At 53.0% G+C, this 25,354-nt stretch carries 36 protein-coding genes and 5 tRNA genes; 9 read left to right on the top strand and 32 right to left on the bottom strand.

Annotation, left to right across the window (positions count from 1 at the left end; genetic code table 11):
- Nucleotides 1-46: 46 nt before the first annotated feature.
- From TEU_RS05310 to TEU_RS05290, 5 genes are all read right to left on the bottom strand, one after another.
- Nucleotides 47-1,384, bottom strand: coding sequence for an NAD(P)/FAD-dependent oxidoreductase (locus TEU_RS05310; RefSeq protein WP_050002788.1), 1,338 nt, complete (start codon nucleotides 1,382-1,384; stop codon nucleotides 47-49).
- 106 nt (nucleotides 1,385-1,490) lie between these two features.
- Nucleotides 1,491-2,294 carry an S-methyl-5'-thioadenosine phosphorylase gene (gene mtnP, locus TEU_RS05305; RefSeq protein ID WP_050002787.1) on the bottom strand — a complete coding sequence of 268 codons (804 nt, stop codon included), beginning with the start codon at nucleotides 2,292-2,294 and terminating at the stop codon, nucleotides 1,491-1,493.
- A 42-nt stretch (nucleotides 2,295-2,336) separates the two neighbouring features.
- The gene (locus tag TEU_RS05300; RefSeq protein WP_050002786.1) at nucleotides 2,337-3,638 is read right to left on the bottom strand and encodes a hypothetical protein; all 1,302 of its coding nucleotides are present in this window, start codon (nucleotides 3,636-3,638) and stop codon (nucleotides 2,337-2,339) included.
- Nucleotides 3,639-3,719: 81 nt separating this feature from the next.
- Nucleotides 3,720-3,929 (bottom strand): hypothetical protein, encoded by a 210-nt coding sequence (locus TEU_RS05295; protein ID WP_050002785.1) that lies wholly within the window; start codon nucleotides 3,927-3,929, stop codon nucleotides 3,720-3,722.
- Nucleotides 3,930-4,007: 78 nt separating this feature from the next.
- Complete coding sequence (locus TEU_RS05290; RefSeq protein WP_050002784.1) at nucleotides 4,008-4,862, bottom strand: damage-control phosphatase; 855 nt, start codon at nucleotides 4,860-4,862, stop codon at nucleotides 4,008-4,010.
- A 421-nt stretch (nucleotides 4,863-5,283) separates the two neighbouring features.
- Here TEU_RS05290 and TEU_RS05285 point away from each other — a divergent pair, with 421 nt between their 5' ends.
- The 5 genes from TEU_RS05285 to TEU_RS05265 are packed head-to-tail and all read left to right on the top strand — an operon-like array spanning nucleotide 5,284 to nucleotide 8,463.
- Nucleotides 5,284-6,630 carry a signal recognition particle protein Srp54 gene (locus TEU_RS05285; protein WP_050002783.1) on the top strand — a complete coding sequence of 449 codons (1,347 nt, stop codon included), beginning with the start codon at nucleotides 5,284-5,286 and terminating at the stop codon, nucleotides 6,628-6,630.
- Nucleotides 6,627-6,875, top strand: coding sequence for an Lrp/AsnC family transcriptional regulator (locus TEU_RS05280; RefSeq protein ID WP_050002782.1), 249 nt, complete (start codon nucleotides 6,627-6,629; stop codon nucleotides 6,873-6,875). Before TEU_RS05285 ends, TEU_RS05280 begins: the two co-directional genes overlap by 4 nt.
- Nucleotides 6,872-7,360 carry a YkgJ family cysteine cluster protein gene (locus TEU_RS05275; RefSeq protein ID WP_050002781.1) on the top strand — a complete coding sequence of 163 codons (489 nt, stop codon included), beginning with the start codon at nucleotides 6,872-6,874 and terminating at the stop codon, nucleotides 7,358-7,360. Before TEU_RS05280 ends, TEU_RS05275 begins: the two co-directional genes overlap by 4 nt.
- A 55-nt stretch (nucleotides 7,361-7,415) precedes the next feature.
- Nucleotides 7,416-8,132 (top strand): phosphoribosyltransferase family protein, encoded by a 717-nt coding sequence (locus tag TEU_RS05270; RefSeq protein WP_050002780.1) that lies wholly within the window; start codon nucleotides 7,416-7,418, stop codon nucleotides 8,130-8,132.
- Nucleotide 8,133: 1 nt separating this feature from the next.
- Entirely contained in the window at nucleotides 8,134-8,463 is a 330-nt protein-coding gene (locus tag TEU_RS05265) for a hypothetical protein (RefSeq protein ID WP_050002779.1), read from the top strand.
- On the opposite strand, the gene TEU_RS05260 is transcribed toward TEU_RS05265, so the two are convergent.
- Nucleotides 8,446-8,895 carry an Lrp/AsnC family transcriptional regulator gene (locus TEU_RS05260; protein WP_050002778.1) on the bottom strand — a complete coding sequence of 150 codons (450 nt, stop codon included), beginning with the start codon at nucleotides 8,893-8,895 and terminating at the stop codon, nucleotides 8,446-8,448. The genes TEU_RS05265 and TEU_RS05260 overlap by 18 nt on opposite strands.
- Before the next feature lie 67 nt (nucleotides 8,896-8,962).
- Between TEU_RS05260 and TEU_RS05255 the strand changes: the two genes are divergently transcribed.
- From TEU_RS05255 to TEU_RS05250, 3 genes are all read left to right on the top strand, one after another.
- Nucleotides 8,963-9,040 (top strand) — tRNA-Arg (locus tag TEU_RS05255).
- Between the two features lie 293 nt (nucleotides 9,041-9,333).
- Entirely contained in the window at nucleotides 9,334-9,456 is a 123-nt protein-coding gene (locus TEU_RS11970) for a hypothetical protein (RefSeq protein ID WP_265100834.1), read from the top strand.
- A gap of 105 nt (nucleotides 9,457-9,561) precedes the next feature.
- Nucleotides 9,562-10,323, top strand: coding sequence for a metallophosphoesterase (locus TEU_RS05250; RefSeq protein WP_050002777.1), 762 nt, complete (start codon nucleotides 9,562-9,564; stop codon nucleotides 10,321-10,323).
- Here the strand turns inward: TEU_RS05250 and TEU_RS05245 are convergent.
- Nucleotides 10,295-11,617 (bottom strand): lipopolysaccharide biosynthesis protein, encoded by a 1,323-nt coding sequence (locus tag TEU_RS05245; RefSeq protein ID WP_050002776.1) that lies wholly within the window; start codon nucleotides 11,615-11,617, stop codon nucleotides 10,295-10,297. The genes TEU_RS05250 and TEU_RS05245 overlap by 29 nt on opposite strands.
- Nucleotides 11,618-11,642: 25 nt before the next feature.
- Complete coding sequence (locus TEU_RS05240; protein WP_050002775.1) at nucleotides 11,643-11,942, bottom strand: FUN14 domain-containing protein; 300 nt, start codon at nucleotides 11,940-11,942, stop codon at nucleotides 11,643-11,645.
- A 107-nt stretch (nucleotides 11,943-12,049) separates the two neighbouring features.
- Here TEU_RS05240 and TEU_RS05235 point away from each other — a divergent pair, with 107 nt between their 5' ends.
- Nucleotides 12,050-12,379 carry a PadR family transcriptional regulator gene (locus TEU_RS05235; protein WP_050002774.1) on the top strand — a complete coding sequence of 110 codons (330 nt, stop codon included), beginning with the start codon at nucleotides 12,050-12,052 and terminating at the stop codon, nucleotides 12,377-12,379.
- Here the strand turns inward: TEU_RS05235 and TEU_RS05230 are convergent, their stop codons facing one another.
- The 24 genes from TEU_RS05230 to TEU_RS11625 form a co-directional block, all read right to left on the bottom strand.
- Complete coding sequence (locus TEU_RS05230) at nucleotides 12,380-12,535, bottom strand: 50S ribosomal protein L40e (protein WP_014122450.1); 156 nt, start codon at nucleotides 12,533-12,535, stop codon at nucleotides 12,380-12,382.
- 56 nt (nucleotides 12,536-12,591) lie between these two features.
- Nucleotides 12,592-12,679 (bottom strand) — tRNA-Leu (locus TEU_RS05225).
- Nucleotides 12,680-12,718: 39 nt separating this feature from the next.
- Nucleotides 12,719-13,324 carry a 30S ribosomal protein S2 gene (gene rpsB, locus TEU_RS05220; protein WP_050002773.1) on the bottom strand — a complete coding sequence of 202 codons (606 nt, stop codon included), beginning with the start codon at nucleotides 13,322-13,324 and terminating at the stop codon, nucleotides 12,719-12,721.
- Nucleotides 13,325-13,339: 15 nt separating this feature from the next.
- Complete coding sequence (locus TEU_RS05215) at nucleotides 13,340-14,365, bottom strand: hypothetical protein (protein WP_050002772.1); 1,026 nt, start codon at nucleotides 14,363-14,365, stop codon at nucleotides 13,340-13,342.
- A gap of 6 nt (nucleotides 14,366-14,371) precedes the next feature.
- A complete protein-coding gene (locus TEU_RS05210; RefSeq protein ID WP_050002771.1) occupies nucleotides 14,372-14,545 on the bottom strand; it encodes a DNA-directed RNA polymerase subunit K in 174 nt (57 codons plus the stop codon).
- Nucleotides 14,546-14,603: 58 nt separating this feature from the next.
- Nucleotides 14,604-14,681, bottom strand: a tRNA-Pro gene (locus tag TEU_RS05205).
- Nucleotides 14,682-14,699: 18 nt separating this feature from the next.
- Nucleotides 14,700-14,897: a DNA-directed RNA polymerase subunit N gene (locus tag TEU_RS05200; RefSeq protein WP_050002770.1), complete on the bottom strand. Its 198-nt coding sequence runs from the start codon at nucleotides 14,895-14,897 to the stop codon at nucleotides 14,700-14,702.
- A gap of 35 nt (nucleotides 14,898-14,932) precedes the next feature.
- On the bottom strand, nucleotides 14,933-15,340 hold the full coding sequence (locus TEU_RS05195; protein WP_050002769.1) for a 30S ribosomal protein S9: 408 nt from the start codon (nucleotides 15,338-15,340) through the stop codon (nucleotides 14,933-14,935).
- 10 nt (nucleotides 15,341-15,350) lie between these two features.
- Entirely contained in the window at nucleotides 15,351-15,779 is a 429-nt protein-coding gene (gene rplM, locus TEU_RS05190; protein WP_050002768.1) for a 50S ribosomal protein L13, read from the bottom strand.
- 6 nt (nucleotides 15,780-15,785) lie between these two features.
- Complete coding sequence (locus tag TEU_RS05185) at nucleotides 15,786-16,151, bottom strand: 50S ribosomal protein L18e (protein ID WP_050002767.1); 366 nt, start codon at nucleotides 16,149-16,151, stop codon at nucleotides 15,786-15,788.
- A 60-nt stretch (nucleotides 16,152-16,211) separates the two neighbouring features.
- Nucleotides 16,212-16,299 (bottom strand) — tRNA-Leu (locus tag TEU_RS05180).
- A gap of 1 nt (nucleotide 16,300) precedes the next feature.
- Nucleotides 16,301-17,083, bottom strand: coding sequence for a DNA-directed RNA polymerase subunit D (locus TEU_RS05175; RefSeq protein ID WP_050002766.1), 783 nt, complete (start codon nucleotides 17,081-17,083; stop codon nucleotides 16,301-16,303).
- Nucleotides 17,084-17,112: 29 nt separating this feature from the next.
- Nucleotides 17,113-17,535, bottom strand: coding sequence for a 30S ribosomal protein S11 (locus tag TEU_RS05170; RefSeq protein WP_050002765.1), 423 nt, complete (start codon nucleotides 17,533-17,535; stop codon nucleotides 17,113-17,115).
- Entirely contained in the window at nucleotides 17,532-18,074 is a 543-nt protein-coding gene (locus TEU_RS05165; RefSeq protein ID WP_050002764.1) for a 30S ribosomal protein S4, read from the bottom strand. The genes TEU_RS05170 and TEU_RS05165 overlap by 4 nt, the downstream gene beginning before the upstream one ends.
- A 10-nt stretch (nucleotides 18,075-18,084) precedes the next feature.
- A complete protein-coding gene (locus TEU_RS05160; protein ID WP_050003941.1) occupies nucleotides 18,085-18,534 on the bottom strand; it encodes a 30S ribosomal protein S13 in 450 nt (149 codons plus the stop codon).
- A 43-nt stretch (nucleotides 18,535-18,577) separates the two neighbouring features.
- A tRNA-Ser gene (locus tag TEU_RS05155) sits at nucleotides 18,578-18,664 on the bottom strand.
- The gene (locus TEU_RS11490) at nucleotides 18,650-19,237 is read right to left on the bottom strand and encodes a class I SAM-dependent methyltransferase (RefSeq protein WP_081947205.1); all 588 of its coding nucleotides are present in this window, start codon (nucleotides 19,235-19,237) and stop codon (nucleotides 18,650-18,652) included. The genes TEU_RS05155 and TEU_RS11490 overlap by 15 nt, the downstream gene beginning before the upstream one ends.
- Before the next feature lie 243 nt (nucleotides 19,238-19,480).
- The gene (locus TEU_RS05150; protein WP_050002763.1) at nucleotides 19,481-20,149 is read right to left on the bottom strand and encodes a hypothetical protein; all 669 of its coding nucleotides are present in this window, start codon (nucleotides 20,147-20,149) and stop codon (nucleotides 19,481-19,483) included.
- A gap of 96 nt (nucleotides 20,150-20,245) precedes the next feature.
- Entirely contained in the window at nucleotides 20,246-20,971 is a 726-nt protein-coding gene (locus TEU_RS05145; protein ID WP_320407207.1) for an ABC transporter ATP-binding protein, read from the bottom strand.
- A complete protein-coding gene (locus TEU_RS05140; protein WP_050002762.1) occupies nucleotides 20,968-21,411 on the bottom strand; it encodes a hypothetical protein in 444 nt (147 codons plus the stop codon). Before TEU_RS05140 ends, TEU_RS05145 begins: the two co-directional genes overlap by 4 nt.
- Complete coding sequence (locus tag TEU_RS05135; RefSeq protein WP_050002761.1) at nucleotides 21,408-22,121, bottom strand: ABC transporter permease; 714 nt, start codon at nucleotides 22,119-22,121, stop codon at nucleotides 21,408-21,410. Before TEU_RS05135 ends, TEU_RS05140 begins: the two co-directional genes overlap by 4 nt.
- Nucleotides 22,118-23,188, bottom strand: coding sequence for a hypothetical protein (locus TEU_RS05130; protein ID WP_050002760.1), 1,071 nt, complete (start codon nucleotides 23,186-23,188; stop codon nucleotides 22,118-22,120). The genes TEU_RS05135 and TEU_RS05130 overlap by 4 nt, the downstream gene beginning before the upstream one ends.
- Before the next feature lie 810 nt (nucleotides 23,189-23,998).
- Complete coding sequence (locus TEU_RS05125; protein WP_050002759.1) at nucleotides 23,999-25,003, bottom strand: RNA-guided pseudouridylation complex pseudouridine synthase subunit Cbf5; 1,005 nt, start codon at nucleotides 25,001-25,003, stop codon at nucleotides 23,999-24,001.
- 89 nt (nucleotides 25,004-25,092) lie between these two features.
- Complete coding sequence (locus tag TEU_RS11625) at nucleotides 25,093-25,263, bottom strand: type II toxin-antitoxin system HicB family antitoxin (protein ID WP_144244822.1); 171 nt, start codon at nucleotides 25,261-25,263, stop codon at nucleotides 25,093-25,095.
- Nucleotides 25,264-25,354: the final 91 nt, after the last annotated feature.

The raw sequence follows: 25,354 nt of genomic DNA, 5'->3' as shown, positions 1-25,354 counted from the left end.
TAAACGAAAGGGTGTCCCTCTGAGGCCCCCTCGGATATTTTTATCATTATGTCCTCAACTTCGCCAGCGCGTCCTCTGCAGCCTTGAGTATCTGGTAGCCGACGGGTGAAGCCGTGAGGAGCGGGTGCGTCGCTATCTGGAGGGTGTAGAGTTCGCTGGCCGTGAGGCGCTTCTGTATCGCAAGGGCCAAGATGTTTATCATCTCGCCGACGCTCTTGCCTCCCGCTATCTGCGCCCCGAGTATCGCGCCCCTGTCGCGGGAGAATATGAGCTTCACCGTGACCATTGAAGTGTCCGGGAACTTCGCGGGGTGCCTGTCTGGGCCTGATGCCCTGCCGACTATGACCTCAAAGCCCTCTTTCTTCGCGGTTTCTTCGGTCATACCCGCCGCGGCCAGGGTGAGGCCAGCCACGTGAGTCGAGTAGGCACCTATCGTCCTCCTGTTCTCCCTGACGATCTGGAGCTTGAAGAGGTTCGCACCGGCTATCCTTGCTTCGAAGGTGGCGGTTGAGGCGAGCATGAGCGGGTAGGGCTTGCCTGTGAAGAAGTCCCTGTGCTCTACACAGTCGCCGACCGCGAATATGTCGGGGTGGGAAGTCCTCATGTACTCGTCAGTCCAGATGCCGTAGCGGGTGACCTTCAGGCCTGCCTTGACTGCAAGATCGACGTTCGGCCTGTAGCCGGTTGAGAGGATTACAAGGTCCGCCGGAATCTCGCTCCCGTCGAGGAGCCTGACCTTCTCGACCTTTCCATCGCCGAGGAACCTCTCGACCTGCCCGTAAACGACATTGATGCCGACCTCTTTCAGCTTCCTCTCAATCATCTCGCTGAACTCGGGGTCAAAGGAGCTCCTCAGCAGTCTGCTCCTGACAACGAGGGTAACGTCCTTGCCGAGCTTCCTTATCTCGTCGCCGACCTCAAGGGCTATGAAGCCTCCTCCAACGATGACGATTTTCTCGGCCTCTTTCACCCTCTCGCGGAGCTTCTTCAGGTATTCGTAGTCCTTGGGGACGGTGTATATCCCATCGAGGTCAACGCCCGGAAAGTCCGGTTTGGCCGGCCTCGAACCGGTCGCCAGAACCAGCTTCTCCCAGGCTATTTCCTTTCCGGACTTGGTCCTAACGACATTTTTCGTGGGGTCAATCTCGGTGACCTCGTCCACAAGTATGTCCACACCGAGGGGCTCCAGGAACTTCTCGACGGGGAGGATGTCATCATCAACGCTCTTCAGAGTCCCGAAGATGTAGGGGATTCCGCAGGGAATCATTCCCACTTTTTCCTTCTTGATGACGAGGACGCTCTTGTCGGGGTAGAACTTCTTGGCCGCCATGGCCGCTGTGAGTCCTCCCGCGGAGGCACCAATAATTACGACATCGTACCTCATTTTGCACCACCACAAGAATTAGAGGCATTTGACTATTAAACGCTTTCTTTAACCCTTGGTTTTAAACATAGGCACTTTTGGGGCGAGAAATGGAGAAAAAAGGGCATCACTCACCGGTTGCGCCCTTGAGAGCGTCCTTACATGGGCAGCGGCGCTCCTTTGGAATGTGCTCGACTGCCTTCATAAGGAGGAGCTTTATCTCCTCGCTCTTCTGCGCCATCAGCTCTACGACCTCGGTGTGAGTCAGCTTTTCCCTGCTTATTCCGGCGGCGTAGTTGGTCACGATGGCAACGCTGGCGTAGCACATCTCAAGCTCCCTCGCGAGAGCGGCTTCCGGGCACTGGGTCATGCCAACGACGTCCGCACCGAGTATCTTGAGCGCCCTTATCTCCGCCCTCGTCTCGAAGCGCGGTCCCTCCATGCAGGCGTAGGTTCCGGTCGGGTGGTAGGTGAAGCCGAGCTCCTTGGCAGCTGTGATGAGGGCCTTCCTGAGCTCCGGGCAGTAGGGGTCGGTGAAGTCAACGTGGGCGACGAACTTCCTGTCGTGGGGGCTATCTTCACCGTCGTAGAATGTGTAGTGCCGGGTCTTCGTGAAGTCCATGAGCTGGTCGAGGACAACGAAGTCGCCCGGCTTCATGTCGAGGTTGAGGGAACCGACTGCAGAAGTCGAAAGAATCCTCTCGACGCCGAGCTCGTGGAGCGCCCAGATGTTGGCGTGATAGTTTATCTTGTGGGGCGGGACGCTGTGCTTTTCCCCGTGCCTCGGCAGGAACGCTATCTCCTCCCCCTTGTAGGTGCCTATCTTGACCTTGACGCTCCCGTAGGGTGTCTCCACCGTCTCTTCCCTGATGTTCTCAAGCAGTTTCGGGTCGTAGACACCTGAACCGCCAATAATTGCTATCCTCGGCATGGTATCACCTGAAAAGAAAAATCAAGAGGGGTTTTAAAAACGTTAGCTACCCTCCCAGAGCTTCCGCTGTGCCTCGGCACGTTCCTCAATGTCCTCTTTGACCTCCCCTCCAACGTGAATCTCAAGGATTTTGGCGAGGATTTCACTGAGGAGCCACGAGCCCCAGCGCGGGTCTTTTACTTCAAGCGCCGCATCTATGGCCCCGTCAATGTCGCTCTCCTTAAGCTTCTCCACCGCTATACTTCCAAACGCCAGGGAGCGGAGGTATGGGTCAAGGACTTTTGAGGCAAACTCCGCGGCGTCCTCATATGCATGGAGCTTTGAGAGGTAGCGAACCACCTTGACGATTAGCTTTTCGCTATCGGTTTCTGAGCCAATCCTCTTTACCAGCTCACGGCACTCGCGATCAGGCCGTCTCTCGAGAAGGGCATCGAGAATGAAGTTCATGGCGAGCTCCTTCTCGTCCCCTACAAGGCCGTCGAGCAACCTCTCCAGAAGCTCCGGCCTGTCCAGAATCGCCAGGACTATGGACTCAAGGAGTTCGGGATGAAGTTCGCGGGGGACTCTTGAGAGGACTTCCACCACAAAGTCTATTTCCCCCTGAGACGCCACACCCACGAGGAAAGACGTTAGCGCCTCAAAGCCAACACTCGATGAGATGCTCAGGGCCACGTCCACGAACTTCTCGTAAGTCCCCTCAGGAACCTCGGCCTTCTTCAGGTGGACAGCAACGGTTTTCATAGCTTCTCCGAGCCAGTAATCGCTCTTGAACTCTGAGAGCACGCGGATTGCAGTGCCAAACTCCTCACGCTTGAGGTGCTCCTTCAAAACTTCGTACGCCGCTATCGAGTGCCAGGGCTCGTCCTCAATAAGCTCAAGTATAAGCCGTGCCTTTCTCAGGCTGTCCTTTTCTATGTAGCGGTGAAGGATTTTAAGAAGAGCGTCGTTCCGCTTTATGCTGTTCTCTATCTCCTTCGCATAAAAGAAAGCGTCGTCGGTTCTACCGAGCTCAAGGAGCCTGCGGACGAGTTCTCCGAGCATGTCGTCTTTCAGAGGCTGGGGGAATGTTTTAATGGACTCATACGCCTGGACGAACGTCTTGCTGACACTCCTTGACCCGGTTTTTCCGAGGTACGTGGCAACTTCAATGAGAGCCCTCACGAGGAGGAGCGGGTTATCTATTGAAGCAACTGCCTTGAGGGCCCGGGTAAACGCGTCCTTGTAACGGGGGTTCTTGGCCCTGTGCATGTAGTACCCGATTCTAGCGTACGTTATTGCCCTGAGATAGGGGTCTTTAATACTCCTTGTCAGGTAAAGAACCTCGTTATACAGCTCAGCCGACATACTCCCACCCGGTTGAATAAAAGCGAACTCATATTTATGACTTCCGGCCAAAGTTAGAAACGGTTAAGGCAAAAAACGAAATCATCCCATTTCATCGTAGACGATGCCAACAACCTCTCCGTCGTCAAGGGACACGAAGCTTACCTTAGTCTTCTTGCCAGTTTTGGGGTCCACAACAACAAAATCGGGGCTTACTAGGTACTTGCTCGACGGTATCTTCCAGACGTCACCGTAGTGGACCTTCATCTCCTTCAAAAACCTATCAACGTCACGCTTCAGCACAGTTGTCATAGCTATCACCATTATTACCTACAACTTCAAAGTATAAAAAGCTTTCTGATAGACATTCGTTAAAAATAATATCGACAATCAGCGAAGAAGAGGGTTGAAACAGAGGAGAGAGCCAATGGGGACTCCAATTTCCCTCGCTATAGGGGGACACTTTGCCTTGAGGAGGAAGAAAATCCTGGGGTCACCAGTCTCGCTAAGGGTCTCGAAGTTTGCCTGTCCCTTGGCTATGATGACATCGGCAGAACGGAAGATTTCAAGGAACGTCTCCGAGACGTGGTCCAAGGGGGCACCGGGCAGTCTTGAGCCCGTTGAGACAACCTCGGCAACCTCACCGAAACCAGCCTCAACCAGGTCGTCAACTGTGGCGTCGTTTATTATTGGTTCCTCTTTACCCGCAACGATAATCCGGAGGTTCGGAAAGTTCTCCCTCAGCTTCTCAATGAACAGCCTGTCGAAATATATCTCACCGCAGTTGTCCACGAGGTAGAGAAGGGTTTTAGCACACTTTAATCTATCAAAGAGCTCATTGCTGTGGTCTATTGCAAGAGATTCACTCACAACTTGCTTTATGTCGTCCTCAAGCTTTTGGGGGTCGTATCCGACAGAAAAGTCCACGACGTTCCCTGCTATCGCGAGCTTCAGCGCAGTCCCGAGGTCTGAATCCCTGAAGTGCCCCACGAGTTCTCTGGCAATCTCGTTTGAGAGCCGCTTGTACTTCTGAAACGGATCGTCGTTTCCGATTGCTTTGTAAAGGTCGAGGAAAAGCAGTCCCCCGGCAACTGCTGGAATCGAGTCCTTTGAAAACAGCTCTGAGGCCCGCCTCAGCGAAAACAGCATTGCGTCCCTGCGGGAATACTCTTCAAAAAGACCCATCTCCACAATCTTCTGGCACTGGTTTATTGCACAAGCAATGCACTCGTGGTGAATCCTCATAGCATCACCAGGAAAAATAAGGAGGGCATTTAAAAATATTCACTGAGGCCTCTCGAGGTAGTCAAACTCGTCCGGAACGGACCTGACCTTCTTCTTTTTCTCGCGCGTGAGCAGGTACTCATAGATGGTGAACATTGACATCGGCCACATCATCTCTCTCACCTCCTTTTTGTCATCTCCATGATGTTCTGGGTTTTTTTGGGTTTAAAAAGATTTTCAGCGCCGATTTCAGCAGGAATGACCTCATCAGAGCCATACTCTCGCAAAAAATGCCGGAGGGCTTTCTTTGGGCTTCAATGAACAACACTGTTCAAAGAAAAATGGTTAAATCGGAGTTCTTTTGAAAAATGGACACATTAATACGCTGAATTCACACCCAACCGTTTATAAACTCCCCTGTCCTCATAGTAACGGTGGTGAGATGGCGCTAGAAAAACTTGGAAAGGCCCTTAACAACGCCCTCAGAAAGCTGGCACGCGCGGGGACCGTTGATGAAGCGATGATTAAGGAGATAGTTAGAGACATACAGAGGGCGCTCCTCCAGGCAGATGTAAACGTCAAGCTCGTCCTCCAGCTCACAAAGGCAATACAGAAGAGGGCCCTTGAGGAAGAGCCCCCCGCCGGGGTCAGCAGGAAGGAGCACATAATCAAGATAGTCTATGAAGAGCTCACAAAGTTCCTCGGAACCGAGGCAAAGCCCCTTGAGATAAAGGAGAAGCCAACCATCATTCTAACCGTCGGTATCCAGGGTTCTGGAAAGACCACGAGCGTTGCGAAGCTGGCGAGACACCTCCAGAAGAGGGGCTACAAGGTAGGCGTCGTGTGTTCAGACACGTGGCGTCCCGGTGCATACCACCAGCTCAGACAGCTCCTCGACCCCTATGGAATAGAGGTCTTTGGAGACCCCGAGGAGAAAGACGCCGTCAAGCTTGCCCGCGAGGGAGTTGAGCACTTCCGCGAGAGGGGCGTTGATGTAATCATCGTTGACTCTGCCGGAAGGCACAAGGAAGAGAAAGGACTCATCGAGGAGATGAGGCAGATAAGCGAGGCCATAAAGCCCCACGAGGTCATTCTCGTAATAGACGGAACCATCGGCCAGCAGGCTTACAACCAGGCGCTGGCCTTCAAGGAGGCAACGCCGATAGGCTCGATAATCGTTACGAAGCTCGACGGAAGCGCCAAGGGCGGTGGAGCCCTCTCGGCCGTTGCCGCGACGGGGGCCCCGATAAAGTTCATCGGTGTCGGTGAGAGGATAGACGACCTTGAGCCATTCGACCCCAAGCGCTTTGTGTCGAGGCTCCTTGGGCTTGGGGACATCCAGGGCCTCCTTGAGAAGATAGAAGAGCTCCAGAAACAGCAGGAGTTCAAGGAAGAGGACGTCGAGAAGTTCCTCAGGGGCAAGTTCAACCTCAAGGACATGTACGCCCAGCTGGAGGCCATGCAGAAGATGGGCCCACTGAAGCAGATACTCCAGATGATTCCTGGACTCGGCTACTCCCTGCCCGACGACGTCGTAAAGGTGGGAGAGGAGAAGCTCAAGCGCTACCGTGTCATAATGGACTCGATGACTGAGGAAGAACTTGAGAACCCGGATATAATCAACTATTCCCGCATAAAGAGGATTGCCCGCGGTTCCGGAACCAGCACGGCTGAAGTCAGGGAGCTGCTGAATCAGTACAATCAAATGAAGAAGATGTTCAAGAGCATGAACAAGAGGAAGCTGGCCAAGATGGCCAGGAAGTTCAACCTCGGGGGGTTTGGGGTATGATCGAGGCCTTCGTCCTCGTTGTTGTTAAGCCCGGAAACGAGGAAAAAGTCTACGAGCAGGTTAAGAAGAACCCGCGCGTCAAGGAGGTATACCGCGTCTACGGGGAGTACGACATAATCCTCCGCGTCGAGGTTCCCACAATGGAGGAGCTTGACAGATTCCACGACGAGACCCTCAGGAGAATTCCCGACATAGAGATGACCGAGACGCTGATAGCGAGCACTTACCGGGGGGTGAATGGGTGAAGAAGTGGGTCGCGACTATAGACCTCGAAACCCTCGAGGTCGAGTCCGACCCCTCCTTCAAATTTAAGTGCGTTGAAGGGTGCGGGATCTGTTGTGAAAGGCTCGAAATTCCCCTGAGGGACGAGGACATTGTGGCAATCGAGGAGCTCGGCTACAACGTCTGGGAATTCGTGGACTACGAGAAGCTTTTCTACCGGGGGGACAAGTTCCTCGGCTACGCCCTCAAGAAGAGGTCCTTCGATGACGCGTGTGTCTTCCTCGACCCAGAGACAAAGAGGTGCCGTATTTACGGCCACCGCCCCCTCGCATGCAGGCTCTACCCCTTCATCTTTGTCAAGCACGGAAAGAAGATGGAAATCTACGTCAAAGAGGACTCCTTCTGTCCAGGGTTAAACCACCCCGAGGGCCAGCCTATAACTAAGGAATTCCTCCTGCAAGAATACGGCGATGTGATACAAAGTTACAGACAGAAAGTCCTGGGATGACCGAAACTTATTTATACATTTTTTTGTTAAACAGGGGGCACGCGGAGGTGATAAGATGAGCCAGCTAAAGTCCGTCCAGGAGAAGCTTAGACTCATCAGGGTGCTGAGGCTCCTCAAGAAGAGCTACACCTACGAAGAGTTATCCAAAATAACCGGACTGCCCATAACCGTCCTGAACAGGTACGTCAGGGGCAAGGTTCTGCCCAGCGCCGAGAGGACAAGGGAACTGCTAAAGCTCCTCACGCCGTACATAAACATTGAGGAAGAAGTCAAGAAGAGGATAAAGTTCGACGAGAGGGGCTTCTTCGACAACATGCCCGTGCTCAGCGACACAGCCCTGATGAGCCTCATAGCTGAGGAAGTGGCGGGGAGGTACTTCGACAGGGACGTTGACAAGGTGCTGACAGCCGCAACCGACGGTATTGCCCTCGGCGTCCACATAGCGAGAGAGCTCGGCGTTGACGTAGTCTACGCCAAGAAGAAGAAGGAAGTCGGTGTCGAGAAGTTCTACGAGGTCAGCTACGTTCCGAGCGCGTCTGGAACCGTCATGACCCTCTACCTGCCCCAGTGGGCGCTCAGGAAGGGGGAGAACGTCCTCATCGTTGACGACGTTATAAGGAGCGGAGAGACGCAGAGGGCGCTCGTGGAGATGGCCCACCAGGCGGGGGCAAAGCCCGTGGGAATGTTCTTCCTCGTGAGCGTCGGGGACATCGTTGAGAAGCTCCGGGAGGAGTATGATTTCCCTGTTGAAAGCCTCATAAGGTTGGGTTGATATGAAGGGCTTCGTATACAACGCCGAGGGGCTGAGCCTACCGATAGAGTTCACCCCCGGCGTTCCTTTCAAATTTGAGTGCACGGAAGAGGAGTGCGGCAAGAAAATCGTTCTGGAAGGGACAGTCGTTGAAGTCGAGAGCACCGAGTTCAGCAGGGTTCTCGAAGAGGTCGTCAGGGACAATCCCGAATTCAAAAAGATTGAGGAAATAACTGCCAGAAAGTACGTTTTCAGGGGAAAGGTAAACGGAAGGGAAGTGGAGCTCCCGGTCGAGAGCTTCGAGGACTTTGCAAGGCGCTTTCTCGAAGAGGTCTTAGTCTTCAAGGGCTAACCTCGGTTCTTCCTTTACGACCTGCATTGCAACGCTCGTGTTCGTTTTTTCCACGCCGTCGAGGGAAAGGAGCCACTTGACGAAGCGGTTCATGTCCTCCCTGTCCCGGAACTTTGCGATAACGAAGATATCAAACTCACCGGTTATGTCGTAGACCATCATCGCCCGGCTCTTCTCGGCGATTTTCCGCTCTATCTCCTGTATCTTCTTGCCCTGCGCCTTGACCCCAATGAGGGCAGTCAGCCCAAAGCCGAGCTTCTCGTAGTCTAGGACGGGGGCATAGCCTTTTATGACCCCGTTCTCTTCCAGCTTTTTGATGCGGTTGTAAACGGTGCCGACGGCAACGTCAAGCTCCCTGGCTATCTCCCTGAACGAGAGGCGGGCATTCTTCTGGAGTAGCGAGATTATCTTGATGTCCAGCTCATCGACCATGCACCTCACCACCCAAAGTAAACCGTAAACTTTAAATACCCTTCTCCGCGATGGAATAGCGGGCAGTGGACCGGTAGCCTAGCCAGGATAGGGCGGCGGCCTCCTAAGCCGCAGGTCCGGGGTTCGAAGCCCCGCCGGTCCGCCATTACAGCCCTTGCTTGCGCAAGCGCTGGCGGAAAAGATGTGCCTTTCTCGAGCGTGTCCTTGTTTCAAGCAAGTTTCCCTCTATTTGCTCCCTTGATTAGTTTTTCACTTAAGAATGCGCGCCCTTCGGGCGCCGAAAACAAAGTCGAAACTACTCAAGAGGGCTTCATTTAGTGTCAAACCCCAGTCAAATTGCACTCGAACAGTGCACAACTGACTTCTGCCTAAAAGAGAAAGAGTATTTTCGCCAGCATTTCCCAAAGGCTGAGCGCGAAGTTTGACAAACGAGTTCCATTGAGCAGGTACATCAAGATTCAAAAACAAAAGGAGGTGATAGAGGACGCACTCCTGCTCTACCTTGAGAGCATGCACAGAGAGAGGAAGGCCAAGAAAAAGAAAAAGCTCCTCTCCCTCTGACCAAACCTTTTCTCACGTCCACATTGGTCGGCTGACCCCCCGAAACATTTAAATACCTTGAAGTTTTTAGTTTCTTTAGGTAAGAAAAAATGGGGGTGGTGGATTATGGTGTACGTGGCGGTTCTTGCTAACATAAACGGGAACCTTCCAGCACTTGCGAAAGCCCTTGAGAAAATCGAAGAGCTCAAAGAGGAGGGTTATGAGATTGAGAAGTACTACGTCCTTGGAAACGTCGTCGGTCTGTTCCCGTACCCGAAGGAGGTTCTCGACACGCTTGACGACCTCATCAGGAACAACGTCGTTAAAGTCATCCGCGGTGAGTTCGACCAGGCCATAGCCGCGAGCGACCCGCACGCCGAGGGACCTGACTACATTGACAGGCTCAACTACCTGGACTACACCAAGAAGGCCCTCAAGTACACCTGGAAGAAGCTCGGTCACGAGGGCAGGGAGTTCATAAGGGACCTGCCGATTTACCTCGTGGACAGGATTGGCAAAAACGACATCTTCGGCGTCTACGGAAGCCCACTCAATCCGTTCGAGGGCCAGGTTCTTCCTGACCAGCCAACCAGCTACTACGAGGCCATAATGAGGCCGGTTAAGGAGTACGAGATACTCTTCGTCGCATCACCCAGGTATCCGGTCAACGCGATGACGAGGTACGGAAGGGTAATCTGCCCCGGAAGCATAGGCTACCCGCCCGGCAAGAACCACAAGGCGACCTTTGCCCTGGTGGACGTGGACACCCTCCACACCAAGTTCATCGAAGTTGACTACGAGGACGAGAAGAAGCTCATAGAGGAGAAAATCAGAAGTGAGGGCCTCCCGGAGGAGCTCATTAAGGTTCTCTACCACGGGAAGGTCTGATAAGCCCCACAATTTCTTTTATCGTTTTCCACTCGTAGGCGAGGAAGGCTGCAAAGCCAGGGAGCAGAGCGTAGCTTGACACAAAGACAGAGGACTGGAGGAGGAGCCCCACAACAAGGTGCGCATAGATGCGTGGGGACACGTTCAAGAGTCTAGAAGCGTTGATTGCAGTCCCAACTAAAATCGCCCCATAGCCCATGAGAAGGCCGACCATTACTCCTTCTGCACCCGTTTTTGGGATTAATGCATACCACGAAGCCAGGGCAACGAGGGCGCCCAGTGTAGATATTACAGTCCCGGTTTTGACGTAAGCTGTCGAGTTCAAAGCGACTATGCTCGGGTTGTAGGCGATGTAAACTTCCACGGCCATCAGGGCGATGTAAAAAGAGGGCCCAACGTCAAAATTGAAGACCAGCTCCAGCAGTTTTCTGCCGACAATCATCAGGACAAAAACCGCCGAAACCGTCACAAAGGACAGGAAAACGGTTGTCTTTTCGGCGAGCTCTTTAACGTATGACTCATCACCTTCCCCATGCTTGTATGAGAACAGGGGCATTATAGCAGACTGGAGAACCTGCGGGAGGTAAGTAAGCAGAAAAGCCGTGGAGAGAACCGCGGAAACGACTCCAGCCACTTCAGCATTTCCGAGAATCTCCGCCATGAAATACGGGCCCTGGACAAGAAAAATCCCCGAGAGAGTCCCCAAGAAAGAGTACGCGGAATACGATGCCAGAAGCAACAGGTGGCTTAAATCAGGTTTTCCAAAGTAGCCGAAATGCAGCAGGTATGCGAAGGCTATAACCGTAACAGTGCCCAGGAACAGCAGGTAAGGAGCAAAGAGGTCAGGTAAGAAGAGCCCAACGATGAACCCTACAAATGCGACCAGGATTGCATAGGCGTAGTGTTCTCCCCTGTGGATGCCGTAGAGGAAGCTCCTAAGGGTAAGCTGGACCGCCCTAAACGTTGAGAGTAGGGCGAGGTGCGGGCTGTATGGAAGGAGGGTTAGACCCACGAGAGGTAAGAGAAAAGAAGGCAAAGCCAGCGAGCGAACTTCATTTTCCCTGCCACTTCCCAGGAACTCCGACGCATACTTCCCCAGAGCAACGGCGAAGAAGCTGAGCGGGATAGCCACTAAGAAAGCCTTGGAAATCAGGGCGTTCGCAAGGCCGAGCTCCTCAACACCAAAACGCCGTGAAACCACAGCGCTGTACAGAAACCTAGTTATTCCCATAATCCCGAGGGCAATGACCGACGCCACCGAATGCCTCACGAGAATCCTTTTTTCGTATTTCATGGAAATAGAGAAAAGCTAAGGCATTTTAACCTTTTTTGAAGCCGAGGTAAAACCCCGCAACAAACGCACTGGTGCCCGGGAGTATACCAAGAACCTTCTGGCCAAGGCTCGTTACCTGCTGAGTGACGTCCCCCGCTAGGTTAAAGAGCTTATCGGTGTTTATCGTTATGACGCCCTTCTGCTGGAGGTAGAACAGGCTCACGATGTAGGCACCGATTATAGCAATCACTAGCTTCATGAACTTTTTGAGCGCATAGCCCGTGATAAAGCCGACAAGTGCCCCAATGCCCATATCACCAAACATGGCACCCGTGTTGAACTCCATAGTCATCCCCTGAGAAGTTCTTAGAACAGTATAGTAAAAAAACCTTTCCCAAAAGACTTAAATTATACGCCTTCAAAATATTTACAGGACATAAAACAGGTGGGAACATGACGACGCCGATAGAGAGGTTGAAGAATAAGATAACGAAAGAAGTCCTCTGGCTATACATCCTCCGCCTCCTCCAGGAGAGGCCCATGTACGCCTACGAGCTCAAGGAAAGGATAAAGGAGGCCTTTGAGTTCGAGCCCGCAACGGTCAGCTCCTACGTCGTGCTCTACAAGCTTGAGAAGGAGGGCTACGTCACCGCTGAGTGGCAGGAGAGCGAAACGGGGAAGCCTGCGAGAAAGTACTACAAGCTAACGCCGAAGGGAGAGGAGCTCCTAAAAGAGGGAATAGAGTTTTTAGAAAAAACGCTGAAAAAGTTGAAGAAAACCTAATCAGCGTCCGCCACCGCGCGGTTCTCTGGCCTTGGGGCGGAGCCCCTTGTATCCGCACTTTCTGCACTTCTTTGCGCCCCACGGGTTGGTGGCGCCGCAACGCATGCAGATAAGCTTCCTGAAGATTCTTGCTTCAGCTTCGGGGAATCTCGCCATCTCAACCACCTCAATGACATTGACGGGTTTGGTTCATCAGGGAACTTTTAAAGGTTTGGTGCGGGGGACGGGATTCGAACCCGCGAAGCCCTACGGCACCGGATCTTAAGTCCGGCCCCTTTGGCCAGGCTCGGGCACCCCCGCGCGAGGGGAAATACAGGGGGAAAGTTAAAAACCTTCCCCTCAGGTCCTCACAATCCTCATCTCGAAGTCCTCAACCGGAATCTTGAAGTCCTCCCTGCTCTCGATTTCCTTCCTGTTGTAGAGTATCTCCCTGGCGAGTATCCAGTAGATAAGCGCGAGGGCCTTCCTACCCTTGTTGTTGGTCGGGATAGCGACGTCAACGTAGCTGAGGAAGTTCTCGGTGTCAACGAGGGCAACTATCGGTATTCCAATCTCAACGGCCTCCTTCATGGCCTGGTGGTCGGCCCTCGGGTCGGTGACTATGATGACGTCGGGCTCGAAGAAGTTCTTGACCTGCGGGTTGGTCATGGTTCCGGGAAGGAAACGGCCGGGGATCGCCTTTGCACCGGTAACCTCGCCGAACTTCTTAACCGGCTTCTGGCCGTAGAGCCTGACGCTAACGGCGAGGATGCTCTCCGGGTCGAACTTGGCAAGGAACTTGCCGGCAACGCGGAGCCTCTCATCGGTCTTCCTAACGTCGAGGACGTAGAGGCCGTCCTGCCTGACGCGGTAGATAAACTTCTTCATGTCCTGGGTCTTCTGCTGGGTGCCGATGTGGACACCCGCTGCCAGATACTGGTCGAGTGGAACGAGATACTCCTCCATTTCCTTCACACCTCCTCATCCTTCAAAGGTTATTATCCTACCCCTTTCACCCAAATCTTCGGCTATTCTTATCAGCTCGTTAAGCCTGGCGATGGAGTTTGAGTGGAGTACCATCGCCGGGCAACGGAAGCCCACCGCGAGGTGGGCGAGGGCCTCATCGGAGGACTCGTAGCGAGCCTCCGAGAGGATTGGGACTATTCTCTCCGACTTGGCGTCATTTATAAGGTTGTATAAGTCGGTGAGCGTACCCAGGTTTATGGGCTTTATGGACAGCGCGTTGTAGTAGCGCCTGTCGAGTATGTCCTTCTCGCGGAAGAGGTATTCTCCATCAACGAAGACGCCATGAGTCCCAGCTATGAGCTCAAGGAAGAGCTCCTCACTTCCGATGGGCTTTATGTAGGCGACGTTGTTGTCCTCGACCGTTGAGAGGACAGTTTCCATGTCGAGCTCCTTTTTCTGGACGAGCCCGAGGGCAACCTCAAGGCCGAGCTCGTCAGTGGCCTTTTCGGTGGCCTTCGAGTAGGCCTCAACGGTGTTGCCCTCAACGTTCTCAAGGACGCTGTTGAATGCGTCAACGACGTCGGTAATCTCCATCAAGTCGCGAACCATGACGTAGTAGTCGAACTCCTCACCGCGACCGAGCTCGAGGATTGGAACTGGCAACTCGGTGGTGAAGGTTCCCCCGAGGTAGCTGTAGAGGGGGAGGTTCTTCTCGCTGGCGGCGGCCTTTGCAGTCGCTATCGAAACCGCCAGCGCGGTGTTTGCTCCAATGTGACCGAAGTTCTCGGTCCCGTCTATCTCCCACAGGTAGCTGTCTATTAACTCCTGCTCGGTGGCGTCGAACCCTATCAGCTCGGGCCCGATAATCTCGTCAACCTCGCTCACAGCCCTGTGTGCCTCGGCTATGTAGAGGCTCGGGTTCTCGTCTATCGGTGAGGCAAACCGCCCAAAGCCCGAGCTGGTTATGACGTCCACCTCAACCGAATACTTGCCCCCCTTGAGGACAGCAACCCTGCCGATTACGTTCTCTATCACCGTCATCTTTCATCAGCTCGGCCTTATTACGGTGAGCGGGATTATTCCCTTCTCAAACTCCATGAGGGCCGCCTGGAGGGGAGTTATTCCCTCGGGAACGTCTATCAGCACGGGAGCTCCCATGGCTATCTGCAGCGCTCTCGCACCGATGATACGGGCCTTCTCAAAGCGGGTGTACTGGAACATACTCTACCACCCCTTCTTCCATACCTTCAAGAGAGGTTTTTTCAGTGAGATTAAATGTTGGTGGGGCCGCCGGGATTTGAACCCGGGTCTCCGGCACCCCAAGCCGGGAGGATAGACCAAGCTACCCCACGGCCCCGCCCAGAATTGCGGTTTTTTAGTAGACTCTATACACCATTACCTGGTCGATGAGCTCCACGTGGCTGAGGAGCGTTCTCCTGCAGCAGTACCTCTCGACGCCGAGGTCGTCGAGGACCTTGGCGGGGTCTTCCCCAGCCTCAACCCTCTTCTTGAACTCGTAGTACTTGTCGGCCAGCACCTTTCCGCAGGTGAAGCACCTGACGGGGACTATCATCTTTCATACACCCCAAATTGTTAAAGGGAGAGAGTTCAACGGTAGGACTTCTGCCTCTTGGCCCTTGGGCCCTTGGTGGAGCGATTGGGCTTGTGGGGCTCGGTCCTCCTGCTGTCGCCAACGAGCATAGTCCTGTCGTACTTCATAAACTTTTCCTTCAGGTTCATGTCGTTGGTCCACTCAACGAGGGCCCTGGCTATGGCGACGCGCGCGGCCTCGGCCTGGCCCATGAAGCCTCCGCCCTCGACCTTGACGTCGATGTCAACCTTGCCCACAATCTCCTCACCAGCAAGGATGAGCGGCTCCATGATGGTGAAGCGCGCTATCTCGGGCTCGATTATCTCGACGGGCTTGTGGTTGATTCTCACCCTTCCCTTTCCTTCCCTTATGGTGGCCCTCGCTATAGCGGTTTTCCTCTTTCCAGCAGTCTGGATGACCCTCATCTTTCTCACCTCAGAACTTTCCACCGAGGAACTTAGCCACTTCACCAACGGTGACGTACTTCGGCGTGGCAAGCCTCGACATGTGGGCCTCGCTTATGGTCTCAAGCTCCTTGCCCTCGAACTCCTTGGGAACGCCGACGTAGACCTTAAGCCTCTTGAAGGCCTTCCTTCCGCGGTCGGTCTTCCAGGGGAGCATGCCCCTGACGGTTCTCCTGACTATCTCGTCGCTCCTCTTCGGGTAGAACGGACCCCTCCTCGGGTTGGTCCTGGTTCTGAGCTCGGTCCTCTGCTTGTACTTGGCGAAGATGTCCTCACGGTTTCCGGTGATGACGGCCTTCTCGGCGTTGACTATGACGACCTCTTCGCCCTCGAGGAGCATCTTGGCAACCTTCGAGGCGAGCCTTCCGAGTATGAGTCCTTCAGCGTTAATAATCCTCATGGCCCATCACTCCATTATGATTACTCCACTACCCTTCGGGTTTCTCTCCATAAGCTCCTCGATGGTGATGGCCTCGCCACCGGCCTCGACAATCTTCTTCCTGGCGGTCTCGCTGAACTTCCAGGCGGCAACGGTGACCTTGTGCTCAAGCCTTCCTGCACCGAGGACGCTTCCCGGAACGATGACGGTGTCGCCCTCTTTGGTGTAGCGGTTTATCTTGCTGACGTTAACTTCGGCCCTCTGCCTCCTCGGCCTCTCAAGGCGCCAGGCGATGTCCTTCCAAATCTTAACTCCTTCCTCGTTCGACTTCTTCCTGAGTGCCCGAATGAGCCTTCTCAGGTTGATGTCAGTAGGACCGGTTCTCTTGACCATGAACATACCTCCTCTCAACGCTCTCGCAGGGAAACCGACAGGTGGACGGGGTGAGCATTATGGTGCGGGGGCGGGGATTTGAACCCCGGAACCCCTACGGGACGGGACCCTGAATCCCGCGCCTTTGGCCAGGCTCGGCTACCCCCGCGTCAGTCGGCTAATTTATGGAGTTCGTTTATAAATCTATCGCTCTTCCTCATGAGTATCTTGAGCGCTATGCTAACGATTTCCTCAACGGGGAGTTCTCCGTTTGTCTCCACCGTAAAGACAAATGCCCCGGGCACTATCTCTTCGCGGATCTTGTCGCCCTCGTAGGCCTCGAACTTCCTCGGCAGATAGAAAGCCTTCGTGGTGGTTATGACCAGCTCGTCCTCGGTCTCTTCAACGGGAAGGCCGCGCCTCTCTGCGAGCTCCTTGAGCTCCCCCCAGTCGGGAACTTCCTTGCTGACGTGGATTTTCGTGAGGTACTTGTAGTAGACAAAGCCCGGCTGCCACTTGGCATGGTCCTTACCGCGGCCGAGTCTGGCGTAGGCGTTGAGCGTAAGCCGCTGCCCCTCAGCAAGCTTGACTATCGGTATGTTCGGGTTCGCGGGCTTTACCCCCTCGTCACTGCTCTTAAGGTCGCCGGAGTAGACCATACCCGGCCCCTCAATTTCGAGGGAGAGCGTGACAGTGTAGTCGTCAAGTTCAAGCGAATCGAGCGAAAACCTCTCGACGGGCGTTGTGAGCGGAACCATAGCCAGCCTGTGGGCGATTATCTCGTCGAAAAGGGCGGAATCGTTCTCAAAGAACTCGACCTCGTCAACCGCAAAGGTCGGAACCTCCGCCAAAATAGTCCTCCTGAGGGCGTTGGCGAAGGCAACATCTATGCCTCTGACGATGAACTTTATCGAGTCCTCCCTCTTTTCAAGAATTTCAAACTTCGGCTCCATTTGCATCACCAAAAAAGAAGTTGTAGGGGTCAGACGCGCCTTCCGCGCCTACCGCCCTTGGGCCTGGTTCCGTCGTGCGGTATGGGCGTGACGTCCTCGACGCGCCCAATCTTAAGGCCAGCCCTGGCGAGGGCCCTAATGGCGGCCTGGGCACCCGGACCGGGGCTCTTGCTCTTGCTTCCTCCGGGGGCGCGGACCTTGATGTGGACTCCAACGAAGCCCTTCTCCATGGCCTCCTCGGCGGCCCTCCTGGCGGCAATCATAGCCGCGTAGGGAGAGGGCTCGTCCCTGTCGGCCTTGACGACCATACCACCGCTCCAGCGGGAGACGGTTTCCGCGCCGGTTATGTCGGTGATGTGGATGATGGTGTTGTTGTAAGAGGAGTAAATGTGGGCAACTCCCCACTTCTCCTTCTTCTTAAGGCTAACCTGCTGGGTCTGCTCCTCGCTCATGCCTCACCACCCTGCTTGGCCTGTTCAATAACAACCCTCTCCGGGTGGGACTCCTTAGCGAAGGGTGAGTTCTTAGCGTAGGTTATCGTGTCCTCCTCCTCGCGGAGGACGAGGTAGCCAGGTGAGCGGATTATCTGGCCGTTGACCTCGATGTGGCCGTGGACTATGAGCTGCCTGGCCTGCTTGATGGTCCTGGCGAGCCCCTTCTTGTAGACGATGGTCTGGAGGCGCCTCTCAAGGACGTCCTCGACGGTGAGTGAGAGAACGTCATCAAGAACGGCGTCGGCCGGGAGAAGGCCGAGCCTGTGGAGCCTCTGGAGGAGCTGCTGCCTCTCGATTTCGGCCTGCTTACCGCGGGCGGCGAGAAGGCGCCTCGCCCTACGCCTGAACTCCTTGAGCTGGGTCTCGTGGCGCCAGAGCTCCTTCTTGTTCTTGAGGGCGTACTTCCTCTTCAGAACCCTCTCGCGGTCAAGCCTCTCCTTAATCCACGGGTGAGAGGGAGTCTCATACTTCTTTCTCTGCCTCTTCGGGTCTCCCATTTACACCACCTCACTTCTTCCTCCTGCTAACACCGACCGTAGTTCCGTGCCTGAAGTTCGACCTGGTTCTCTGACCGCGAACCGGCAGTCCGAGCTCGTGCCTTATACCGCGGTAAGCCCTGATGCGCCTGAGCCTGTTGACGTCCTCACGCCAGGCCATAACGAGCTTGGCGGTAATGAGGTGCATGTCCTTACCGGTCTCGTAGTCCTTCGGCCTGTTGACGGCCCAAGCCGGGATTCCGTGGGCAACGGGATCCTCAAGTATCTTCTCGATCAGCTTGACCTGCTCGTCGGTGAGGTATCCGGCCTTCATGTAGGGGTCGAGTCCTGCAACCCTGAGCACCATCGTTGCGAAGTTTATCCCTATTCCCTTAATCCCTGTCAGTGCCCATCTCAACTGCTTGTGTCCATCCAAATCAACGCCCGCAACGCGGACTATGTGCCTGAAGTTCTCGGTCATTATCAACACACCTCCCAATCCCTCTTGGGAATCAAAGGGATTTTGGCGCCGGGACGGGGATTTGAACCCCGGCGGGCAAACGCCCACGGGCTCTCAAGGCCCGCGCCTTCCCAGGCTAGGCAATCCCGGCGTACACGCGGTAACCGCTCCCCTTGGCGAGTTCTCTCACTTCGGTGAAGGTCTCCTCCATGAGGGCCTTAATATACTTTGCCCCCTGCTTCGTCTTAATCACCAGTTGCAGGAGGCCACCATCGTTGAGATGCCGGGGAGCGTTTATAACTATTTCCCTCAGCACATCCTTTCCCGCGTGCACGGGGGGATTGGTGATGATTGCCTCAAATTTCTCGCCTTTAACGGGCTCGTAGAGACTGCCCCATCTAACTTCGGCGTTTCTAACGCCGTTGATTTTTAAGTTTTTCCTCGCTATGCTAACCGCGCGCCTGTTCACGTCGGTCATCACAACGTAGTCCACGAAGCGAGATGCAACTATGCCAATCGCCCCGTATCCACAGCCTAAATCCAGAACGCGCCAGTTCCTATCGAGAACCATGTTCTCTATGAGAAGTTCCGTGCCCCTGTCGAGCTTCCCGAAGGAGAAGACACCGCTCGCCGTGATGAACTTGAAGCAGTAACCCCTAAGGCAGACCTCTATGGTCTTCGTCTTCAGAGGGACGTTCGGCTCCTCAGAGTAGTAGTGGCTCATATGCGGTGCTTCGTTGAGGGGTTTATCAACCTTTGCTTGCGCAAAGCTTGACCAAAGAGTGTCCTCCTTATTAATGGGCAAAAGGTCAATTGTGCACTAACAAAAGAGCAATCTGAGAGGGTTAAATCAAACTAGTTACCCTGAGATACACAGAAAACCCCAATAAAAATCAGCAAAAAATTCTAAAAAGACACTAACTCTTCCGCCGGCGCTGAAGCTTTTGGAAAGCTTCCATGGGATCTCTCACTTAGAGGAAACCAGCCAGTCCTCCCACCATGAACCCTTCACGTCTTTGGAAACCCCGTAATCCCACAGGAGCAGGCGAGTCTTGGAGTCGATGAGAAGTTTGAGAGTGGCATCTTCAGTTTCCGCTTTCACTATGATACATTCTCTCCCGTTTATAGTCCTCACATCCTCCACAGTGAGATTGGCACAGCATAGCCTTAGGGTGTAGCCCTTTTCAGCCTTTAGTCGCTCGAATACGGGAGAGTAGGGGTATCCAATCCTAAAGAGCTCGACCTCAGCCCGTTCCCCTTCAACGAAGATTGAACCATCAGATTGATAGACAATGGAGTTTGAGCCAACTATCTCAGCTCGGTTTTCTCCTTTAGAAATCGAGTAATCGGGCGCCCGCCATTCGATTTTAAACCTCTCAAGGATTTTAGTAGTGTTTCCCTCCCGGGTTATGATGAAGGTTCTCGTCGAGTTCTGGACGAGTGTCTTCCCAGAGTATTCTCGGGCTTTGTATACGAGAGTCATGTTCGGACCTATTGAGTCAAGACCCGTTGCATTGAACTTTATCTGGGGTTCCATCGTATTACCAGAATCTCGAACATGGAGGTAATAAGTTCCACCAGCAATTAACAGAAAAACAAGAAGAAGGGCAGAGTATAGAGTCTTAGAGCGCTTCACGCTAACCACCTCAGCATTTATCGTGCCAGCGCTTCAGACAGCACCTTAATTAATCGTTATCAAGAATTTTACTACACACAGATTTTTCTGCTGCTACTAAAGATCCGAACCGGGTGATTTCGAGAAATGCCTAATAGAGAAGTTGCTAGATTTAAATAGGTTTTCCAAACCTTCTTTCACATCCCCCACCCTTCCTGCTAGATAAACCCTGCCCGCGCTTAGCACCACCGCGTAATCCGCCAGTGGCAGCAGGGGCTCCCATATATGGGAAATTACCACGAAGCTCGTCCCTTTTTCCTTTTCTTGGGCGATAACTGAGACAATCTGCGCAACACTGTCAAAGTCTATGTTGGCCAGAGGTTCGTCGAGAAAAACCACCCTGGGATTTCCGATAAAGGCCTGGGCTATGCTCAGACGCTTGAGCATCCCTGAGGAGTACCTATCTATCCTCCTGTTCAGGAAGGCTTCCAGATTGAACATTTCAGAGACTTTGGCTATCTCTTCTTCGGCATCAACGCCTTTGCCCTCCGCAAGAAAAGACAGCCACTCCCTGCCGCTCACAAACTTTGGGAGTGCGGGAGGATCAAAAGAGGCGCCCACATTTTTTCGTACGTTCGCGTCTTTCCACGGGTTCCTTCCTAGGAGCTTTATCTCTCCCCTGGTCGGTTTGTAAAGACCCAGGGCAAGCTTCATGAACGTTGATTTCCCTCCCCCATTGGGCCCCAAGAGCAGGGTTAGGCCCTTGAGGACTTTAATATTCACATCATCGAGAGCTACGATTGGGCCGAACCTTTTCTGGAGGTTTTTTGCTTCAATTATCATCGTCCATCCCTCCAGATCAGGAAGGCCAGCGAAAGGGCAGTTAGCGAGCCCAAAATAAAGTGAGCGTTCCAGTTTTCAGTAGGGAACCCGACCTCTATGGGTTTTATAATTATTGAGCAGTGTGTCTCGGTGGAATTCAAAGAAAACTCATAGTGACCGGGATGTGGAAAAATCATGGGGACTAAATCGCTCCCATAAACCGTTATGGTATAAATGGGGATATTCTCTTCTACGTCCCTGACAAATACCTGAGTTTTATTGGAGCAGGACAGAGACACCTCAACCGAGGCTGCGGAGGGGGAGTAAACGCCCCCGTATTCACTTCCCCCTATACCGATTGAGTGATACACGAGGTCATCGGTGGAAAACCTCACTTGGAATAGCAGGGAGACAAAAATCAGGATTAAGACTGACGAAAGGAAGAATTTCAGAGTCCTCATCTAACATCCCTCCGCTCCCCTATGATGATATAGGCAATGAAAAGCACGGTGGAGAGAAAAATCAGGGTCTTGAAGGACGTTGCATAGGTGCTAAGCCCTGCTTCCCACCATTCAGTGAGGGCTGGCATCAGCCATTTAATGTTAGCCAGAACAGGGAAATATAGGGCCAAAAATGATACCATGATTGCCACGTATGTGTTTGGAGATGAAATGGCGACGAAAGATGACAGTGACACGACATAGAACGTAACGATGATGTAGAAGATGATTACAAAAGGAATACCTTCACGCAAGGCATTCAAGACACCTTCAAGAGTCCCGGAGAAGTGAAGGACAAACACAACAACATGAAGTGCCAGAGAATACACAAAAATCAGGAGGAAATTCGAAAAGAACTTGGCCGTCAAAATGGCCTTCCTTGAATACGGGAGGGCATAGATGCTCAGTGCAACTCCAGTGTCCCTCTCAGTTCTCGTGGATATTCCTACAATAGATGAGGCCATAAGAGTTGCAAAAAGGTAAAAGGTCATATTAGAGTGGCCCATTTCCACGAAAACCCTGTGTAAGTGGAAGTGAGGATAAGTGGAGGAGAAGCTACTCTTGTAACCAATGAGAAATGCTTTATATGCGGCTGAGATAAGGACGCTAAAAAGGAGGAGGACTGAGAGTTTAGTGGGCTCCTGGAGTTCATGCTTAACGAGCGCTCTCATGCATCCCACCTCCTGATTTTTACCGCCCCACAAACGGCGAGCAGAAACACGGAAAGGATAAAGACGATGAAAGAGAGCTTCGGGATTTCCACCCCAGTCAGACGTTTTGTCAGGACTAACTCCGCGTTTGTGTCTGCCAGAACCATTCCAAACCCTCCCATCTCCCCCCTGCTTCTTTTGGAGTCTTCATCAAATAGGGCCACCGATGAGAACCCAAACGCTTCCCAGAGCGGTGATACTGGCATAAAACCCGTCACCAGAATTCCACTCGACATATCGTAGTAGATGCCGCTCATACCTTGCCACCCATTGCCAGCCACCATATTTGTCCGAATAAACAGTATGGGGGGTTTGAATGTCCTGAAAGGTGTATGAATTACGGTATCGTTAAGGATTATGCTCTTTGTAACTTTCACTTCCTGACCAAGAACACTAAACAGAACCTCTCCTTCCTGTGGAATTTTATCGGGAAGTATAAAAAGAAGGTTTTTTCCCAGAGGAGTTCCATTGTAGACTAAGACGTTATCTCTCAGGTCAATCTCAAAGACTGTCCTTCTCACAATTTTTGGAACGGCCCTTCTGATGAACTCTACACCTCTATCTCGTTCAACCAAAACAGCATATGTATAGTTCGAGAATTCGATGGAAGCCGTTTCGTTGCAGATTCTTGCTATGCCCTTTCCCCACGTCTCGTTTTCCACGGGATACAGCCTGCAGGAGCCCATAGTTGTTGAGGGCTCTTTTCCTTCGTAAAGGGAGATTAGCTCATTTAATCTTTTGAGGGCTTCTTCGTGTGGGAGCTCAGTATAGCGCTCTTCAGTCAGGTTCTCCGCTTTTAAAACAGCCTCAACGGTGACAAGGCCATTTTCAACTTTCACCACCCTCCAGAACAGCTCACCATAGGAGCCCCTGTAAGTGGATGAATCCTGGGTTATAGCCACGGAATGCTCTCCTTCAGCCACATACTTAAAATAAACGCCCTCTTTGAGCCAGTAAGGCTGAGCGGATGTTAGTGGGGACAGCAGTATCAAAAGGAAAAACAGAAAGAGGAGGGTAGGCCGCCTCATGTTCTCACCTTTTCATCCAATTAATATCCCTCTATCCAATTAATCATTGCATTTAACTTTCCACAATCAGAGTATGCCGTTACTTCAACGTAGAGATACGCCTTACTGGGTACTGGAGACACATAGTATATGCCACAACTACCTGTCGTCCATGCATCAACATTTATGGCATAAAGCCAGGGTGGATTACTCTAACTGGCTTTTCCACAAAGAGTCAAGTGGGAGGTACCAATACCATTAGAGACATAATCATGATCACAGACTACTGGATCCCTTATTAGGGCTTCTTCTATCTCTGCCGAGGATTCCTCTTCCATACTCCGACCTGCTCCCCATGCCATGCCCATTGCTGCGGTACTCAGCACCACCCAAAGAGACACCAACAATACAACTACTCGGCGCACTTTATCACCTCTCGAAGGGTTTCCAAAAAAAACTTCGCAATTATTATATATAAATTTTATGATAGATTACTCAATCATGTGCTTATGTGGTAAATACAAATAAGAACAGCTTAAGATGGGTAGAGATTTAAAACAGTATTTAGGAAAGGCTGGCGAAAAGAACGCTATCCCCTCCAAAGAAGCAAAAACAATAGCAGGTGCCTGATAAGGATGCACTCTCAAACAGGGGGTTACATTTATTAAAAAATCCAAAGCGGTTCCGAGTCATTATTGGCGTCCTTCGGACGCCGTTTAAAAAGCGGAACACTCACCAAAAAGCAAAGTTGAGAACAAAACCCACTGAGAAACTTAGCGCAAGTTAAAAAAGCACTAAATCTCCCGCCGGCGCTTGCATCAGCAAGGGTCGCTACCACAGCTTCGGATACCAGTCCCTCGGCATGAAGACCTTGTCAACGTCAACCGCTATGCCCTTGCTCCGCTGGAGCATCTCACCGCTCGTCATCGTGGCCTTTCCGAGGGCAACCAGCTCGTCCTTGAGGGTCATTATCGCAACGAGGTCACCCTTCTTTATGCCCTTGTGGAGCTTGACTATTCCGGGGACGGCCAGGTCCGCGCCGTGCGTTACCGCCGCAACGGCGGAATCCCTAATCCAAACCTTGGGCAGGTGTTCAACCGCCTTCTCCATCGGCTGTATCGCCTTCCTGAAGTACTCCTCGATGCCGTCCTCCTTCCAGAAGTGGTAGTAGTCCACCAAATCGTGAAGCGTCACCAGCGTCTCGTCCTCCTTGAAGGGACCGCTTCTGGTACGGCGCAACTCGGCCATATGCGCTCCAACGCCCAAGGCCAGGCCTATGTGGTGGATGAGCGAACGGATGTAGGTTCCGGCCTCGACACCAACGCGGAAGAGCACGTCCCTGCCCTCAATCTCAAGCACGTCGATGTAGTAGACCTTCCTCGTCCTCAAGCGTCTCTTGACGGCACTCCTCAGAGGTGGTCTCTGGATTATCTCCCCCTGGAACTCCTTCATAACGGCGAAGATTTTGTCCTCGGGAACGTCACCGTGGAGGTGCATCAGGGCCACGTACTCCTTACCGGCAGGGAGGAGCGCCTGGACGACCCTCGTAGCCCTCTCGAGGGCAACCGGTAAAACGCCGCTGACCTTGGGGTCGAGGGTTCCGCCGTGGCCGGCCTTGCTGAGGTTGAAGAGCTTCTTAATCCACGCGACAACTTCGTGGCTCGTCGGTCCGGGGGGCTTGTCGAGGTTGATTATGCCGAACTGCATGTGCATCTCAATGGGCCTCTTCTCAGGGGGAAAGCCCCACTTCGGGTTCGTCTCGGCCTTCTCGTCTTTAACGAGCACCTCCCTCTTTATGTCAGCGGGAAGGATTCTCCTCACTTCGTCCCTCGCCATGAGCATCACCTACGGGTCTTCCAGCGCTTTGATAAAGTCCTCCTTGCTTATCTGAGCAAGTCTCAGGACTCCCATCAACGTACCGGCTTTTAACTCTTTGTGAAGCTCAGCTCTGGAAACTCCTCAAGGTACAGCTCAACGGCCTCTTTGAGGTTCTCAATTGCCTCTTCTATCGTCTCTCCCTGAGTGGTAACCCCTGTGAAGACCTCCCGGATGACGTAAACGCCCTCTTCCTCCCAGATGACGGCGTGGAGTTGCATCTCATCACCCCCATGGAGTTCGAGTCCAGACTTAATAAATCCACCTAATGAAGGAGTAGCTGAAAACTAACCAAACCGACGACCTCCAGAA

Origin of the sequence: Thermococcus eurythermalis, assembly GCF_000769655.1 — an archaeon.
In the GTDB taxonomy this organism is placed as follows: Archaea; Methanobacteriota_B; Thermococci; order Thermococcales; family Thermococcaceae; genus Thermococcus; species Thermococcus eurythermalis.
The sequence above is the reverse complement of the archived record's forward strand: the minus strand, read 5'-3'. Positions and strand labels throughout refer to the sequence as shown.

Coding starts and splice junctions, on each gene's coding strand:
- TEU_RS05310 (WP_050002788.1), bottom strand. CDS start 1,384: ATGAGGTACGATGTCGTAATTATTGGTGCCTCCGCGGGAGGACTCACA.
- mtnP (WP_050002787.1), bottom strand. CDS start 2,294: ATGCCGAGGATAGCAATTATTGGCGGTTCAGGTGTCTACGACCCGAAA.
- TEU_RS05300 (WP_050002786.1), bottom strand. CDS start 3,638: ATGTCGGCTGAGCTGTATAACGAGGTTCTTTACCTGACAAGGAGTATT.
- TEU_RS05295 (WP_050002785.1), bottom strand. CDS start 3,929: ATGACAACTGTGCTGAAGCGTGACGTTGATAGGTTTTTGAAGGAGATG.
- TEU_RS05290 (WP_050002784.1), bottom strand. CDS start 4,862: ATGAGGATTCACCACGAGTGCATTGCTTGTGCAATAAACCAGTGCCAG.
- TEU_RS05285 (WP_050002783.1), top strand. CDS start 5,284: ATGGCGCTAGAAAAACTTGGAAAGGCCCTTAACAACGCCCTCAGAAAG.
- TEU_RS05280 (WP_050002782.1), top strand. CDS start 6,627: ATGATCGAGGCCTTCGTCCTCGTTGTTGTTAAGCCCGGAAACGAGGAA.
- TEU_RS05270 (WP_050002780.1), top strand. CDS start 7,416: ATGAGCCAGCTAAAGTCCGTCCAGGAGAAGCTTAGACTCATCAGGGTG.
- TEU_RS05265 (WP_050002779.1), top strand. CDS start 8,134: ATGAAGGGCTTCGTATACAACGCCGAGGGGCTGAGCCTACCGATAGAG.
- TEU_RS05260 (WP_050002778.1), bottom strand. CDS start 8,895: ATGGTCGATGAGCTGGACATCAAGATAATCTCGCTACTCCAGAAGAAT.
- TEU_RS05250 (WP_050002777.1), top strand. CDS start 9,562: ATGGTGTACGTGGCGGTTCTTGCTAACATAAACGGGAACCTTCCAGCA.
- TEU_RS05245 (WP_050002776.1), bottom strand. CDS start 11,617: ATGAAATACGAAAAAAGGATTCTCGTGAGGCATTCGGTGGCGTCGGTC.
- TEU_RS05240 (WP_050002775.1), bottom strand. CDS start 11,942: ATGGAGTTCAACACGGGTGCCATGTTTGGTGATATGGGCATTGGGGCA.
- TEU_RS05235 (WP_050002774.1), top strand. CDS start 12,050: ATGACGACGCCGATAGAGAGGTTGAAGAATAAGATAACGAAAGAAGTC.
- TEU_RS05230 (WP_014122450.1), bottom strand. CDS start 12,535: ATGGCGAGATTCCCCGAAGCTGAAGCAAGAATCTTCAGGAAGCTTATC.
- rpsB (WP_050002773.1), bottom strand. CDS start 13,324: ATGGAGGAGTATCTCGTTCCACTCGACCAGTATCTGGCAGCGGGTGTC.
- TEU_RS05215 (WP_050002772.1), bottom strand. CDS start 14,365: ATGACGGTGATAGAGAACGTAATCGGCAGGGTTGCTGTCCTCAAGGGG.
- TEU_RS05210 (WP_050002771.1), bottom strand. CDS start 14,545: ATGTTCCAGTACACCCGCTTTGAGAAGGCCCGTATCATCGGTGCGAGA.
- TEU_RS05200 (WP_050002770.1), bottom strand. CDS start 14,897: ATGATAGTCCCCGTCAGGTGCTTCACCTGCGGAAAGGTGCTGGCCGAC.
- TEU_RS05195 (WP_050002769.1), bottom strand. CDS start 15,340: ATGAGGGTCATCCAGACTGCTGGAAAGAGGAAAACCGCTATAGCGAGG.
- rplM (WP_050002768.1), bottom strand. CDS start 15,779: ATGAGGATTATTAACGCTGAAGGACTCATACTCGGAAGGCTCGCCTCG.
- TEU_RS05185 (WP_050002767.1), bottom strand. CDS start 16,151: ATGGTCAAGAGAACCGGTCCTACTGACATCAACCTGAGAAGGCTCATT.
- TEU_RS05175 (WP_050002766.1), bottom strand. CDS start 17,083: ATGGAGCCGAAGTTTGAAATTCTTGAAAAGAGGGAGGACTCGATAAAG.
- TEU_RS05170 (WP_050002765.1), bottom strand. CDS start 17,535: ATGAGCGAGGAGCAGACCCAGCAGGTTAGCCTTAAGAAGAAGGAGAAG.
- TEU_RS05165 (WP_050002764.1), bottom strand. CDS start 18,074: ATGGGAGACCCGAAGAGGCAGAGAAAGAAGTATGAGACTCCCTCTCAC.
- TEU_RS05160 (WP_050003941.1), bottom strand. CDS start 18,534: ATGACCGAGAACTTCAGGCACATAGTCCGCGTTGCGGGCGTTGATTTG.
- TEU_RS11490 (WP_081947205.1), bottom strand. CDS start 19,237: ATGAGCCACTACTACTCTGAGGAGCCGAACGTCCCTCTGAAGACGAAG.
- TEU_RS05145 (WP_320407207.1), bottom strand. CDS start 20,971: ATGATAATTGAAGCAAAAAACCTCCAGAAAAGGTTCGGCCCAATCGTA.
- TEU_RS05140 (WP_050002762.1), bottom strand. CDS start 21,411: ATGAGGACTCTGAAATTCTTCCTTTCGTCAGTCTTAATCCTGATTTTT.
- TEU_RS05135 (WP_050002761.1), bottom strand. CDS start 22,121: ATGAGAGCGCTCGTTAAGCATGAACTCCAGGAGCCCACTAAACTCTCA.
- TEU_RS05130 (WP_050002760.1), bottom strand. CDS start 23,188: ATGAGGCGGCCTACCCTCCTCTTTCTGTTTTTCCTTTTGATACTGCTG.
- TEU_RS05125 (WP_050002759.1), bottom strand. CDS start 25,003: ATGGCGAGGGACGAAGTGAGGAGAATCCTTCCCGCTGACATAAAGAGG.
- TEU_RS11625 (WP_144244822.1), bottom strand. CDS start 25,263: ATGCAACTCCACGCCGTCATCTGGGAGGAAGAGGGCGTTTACGTCATC.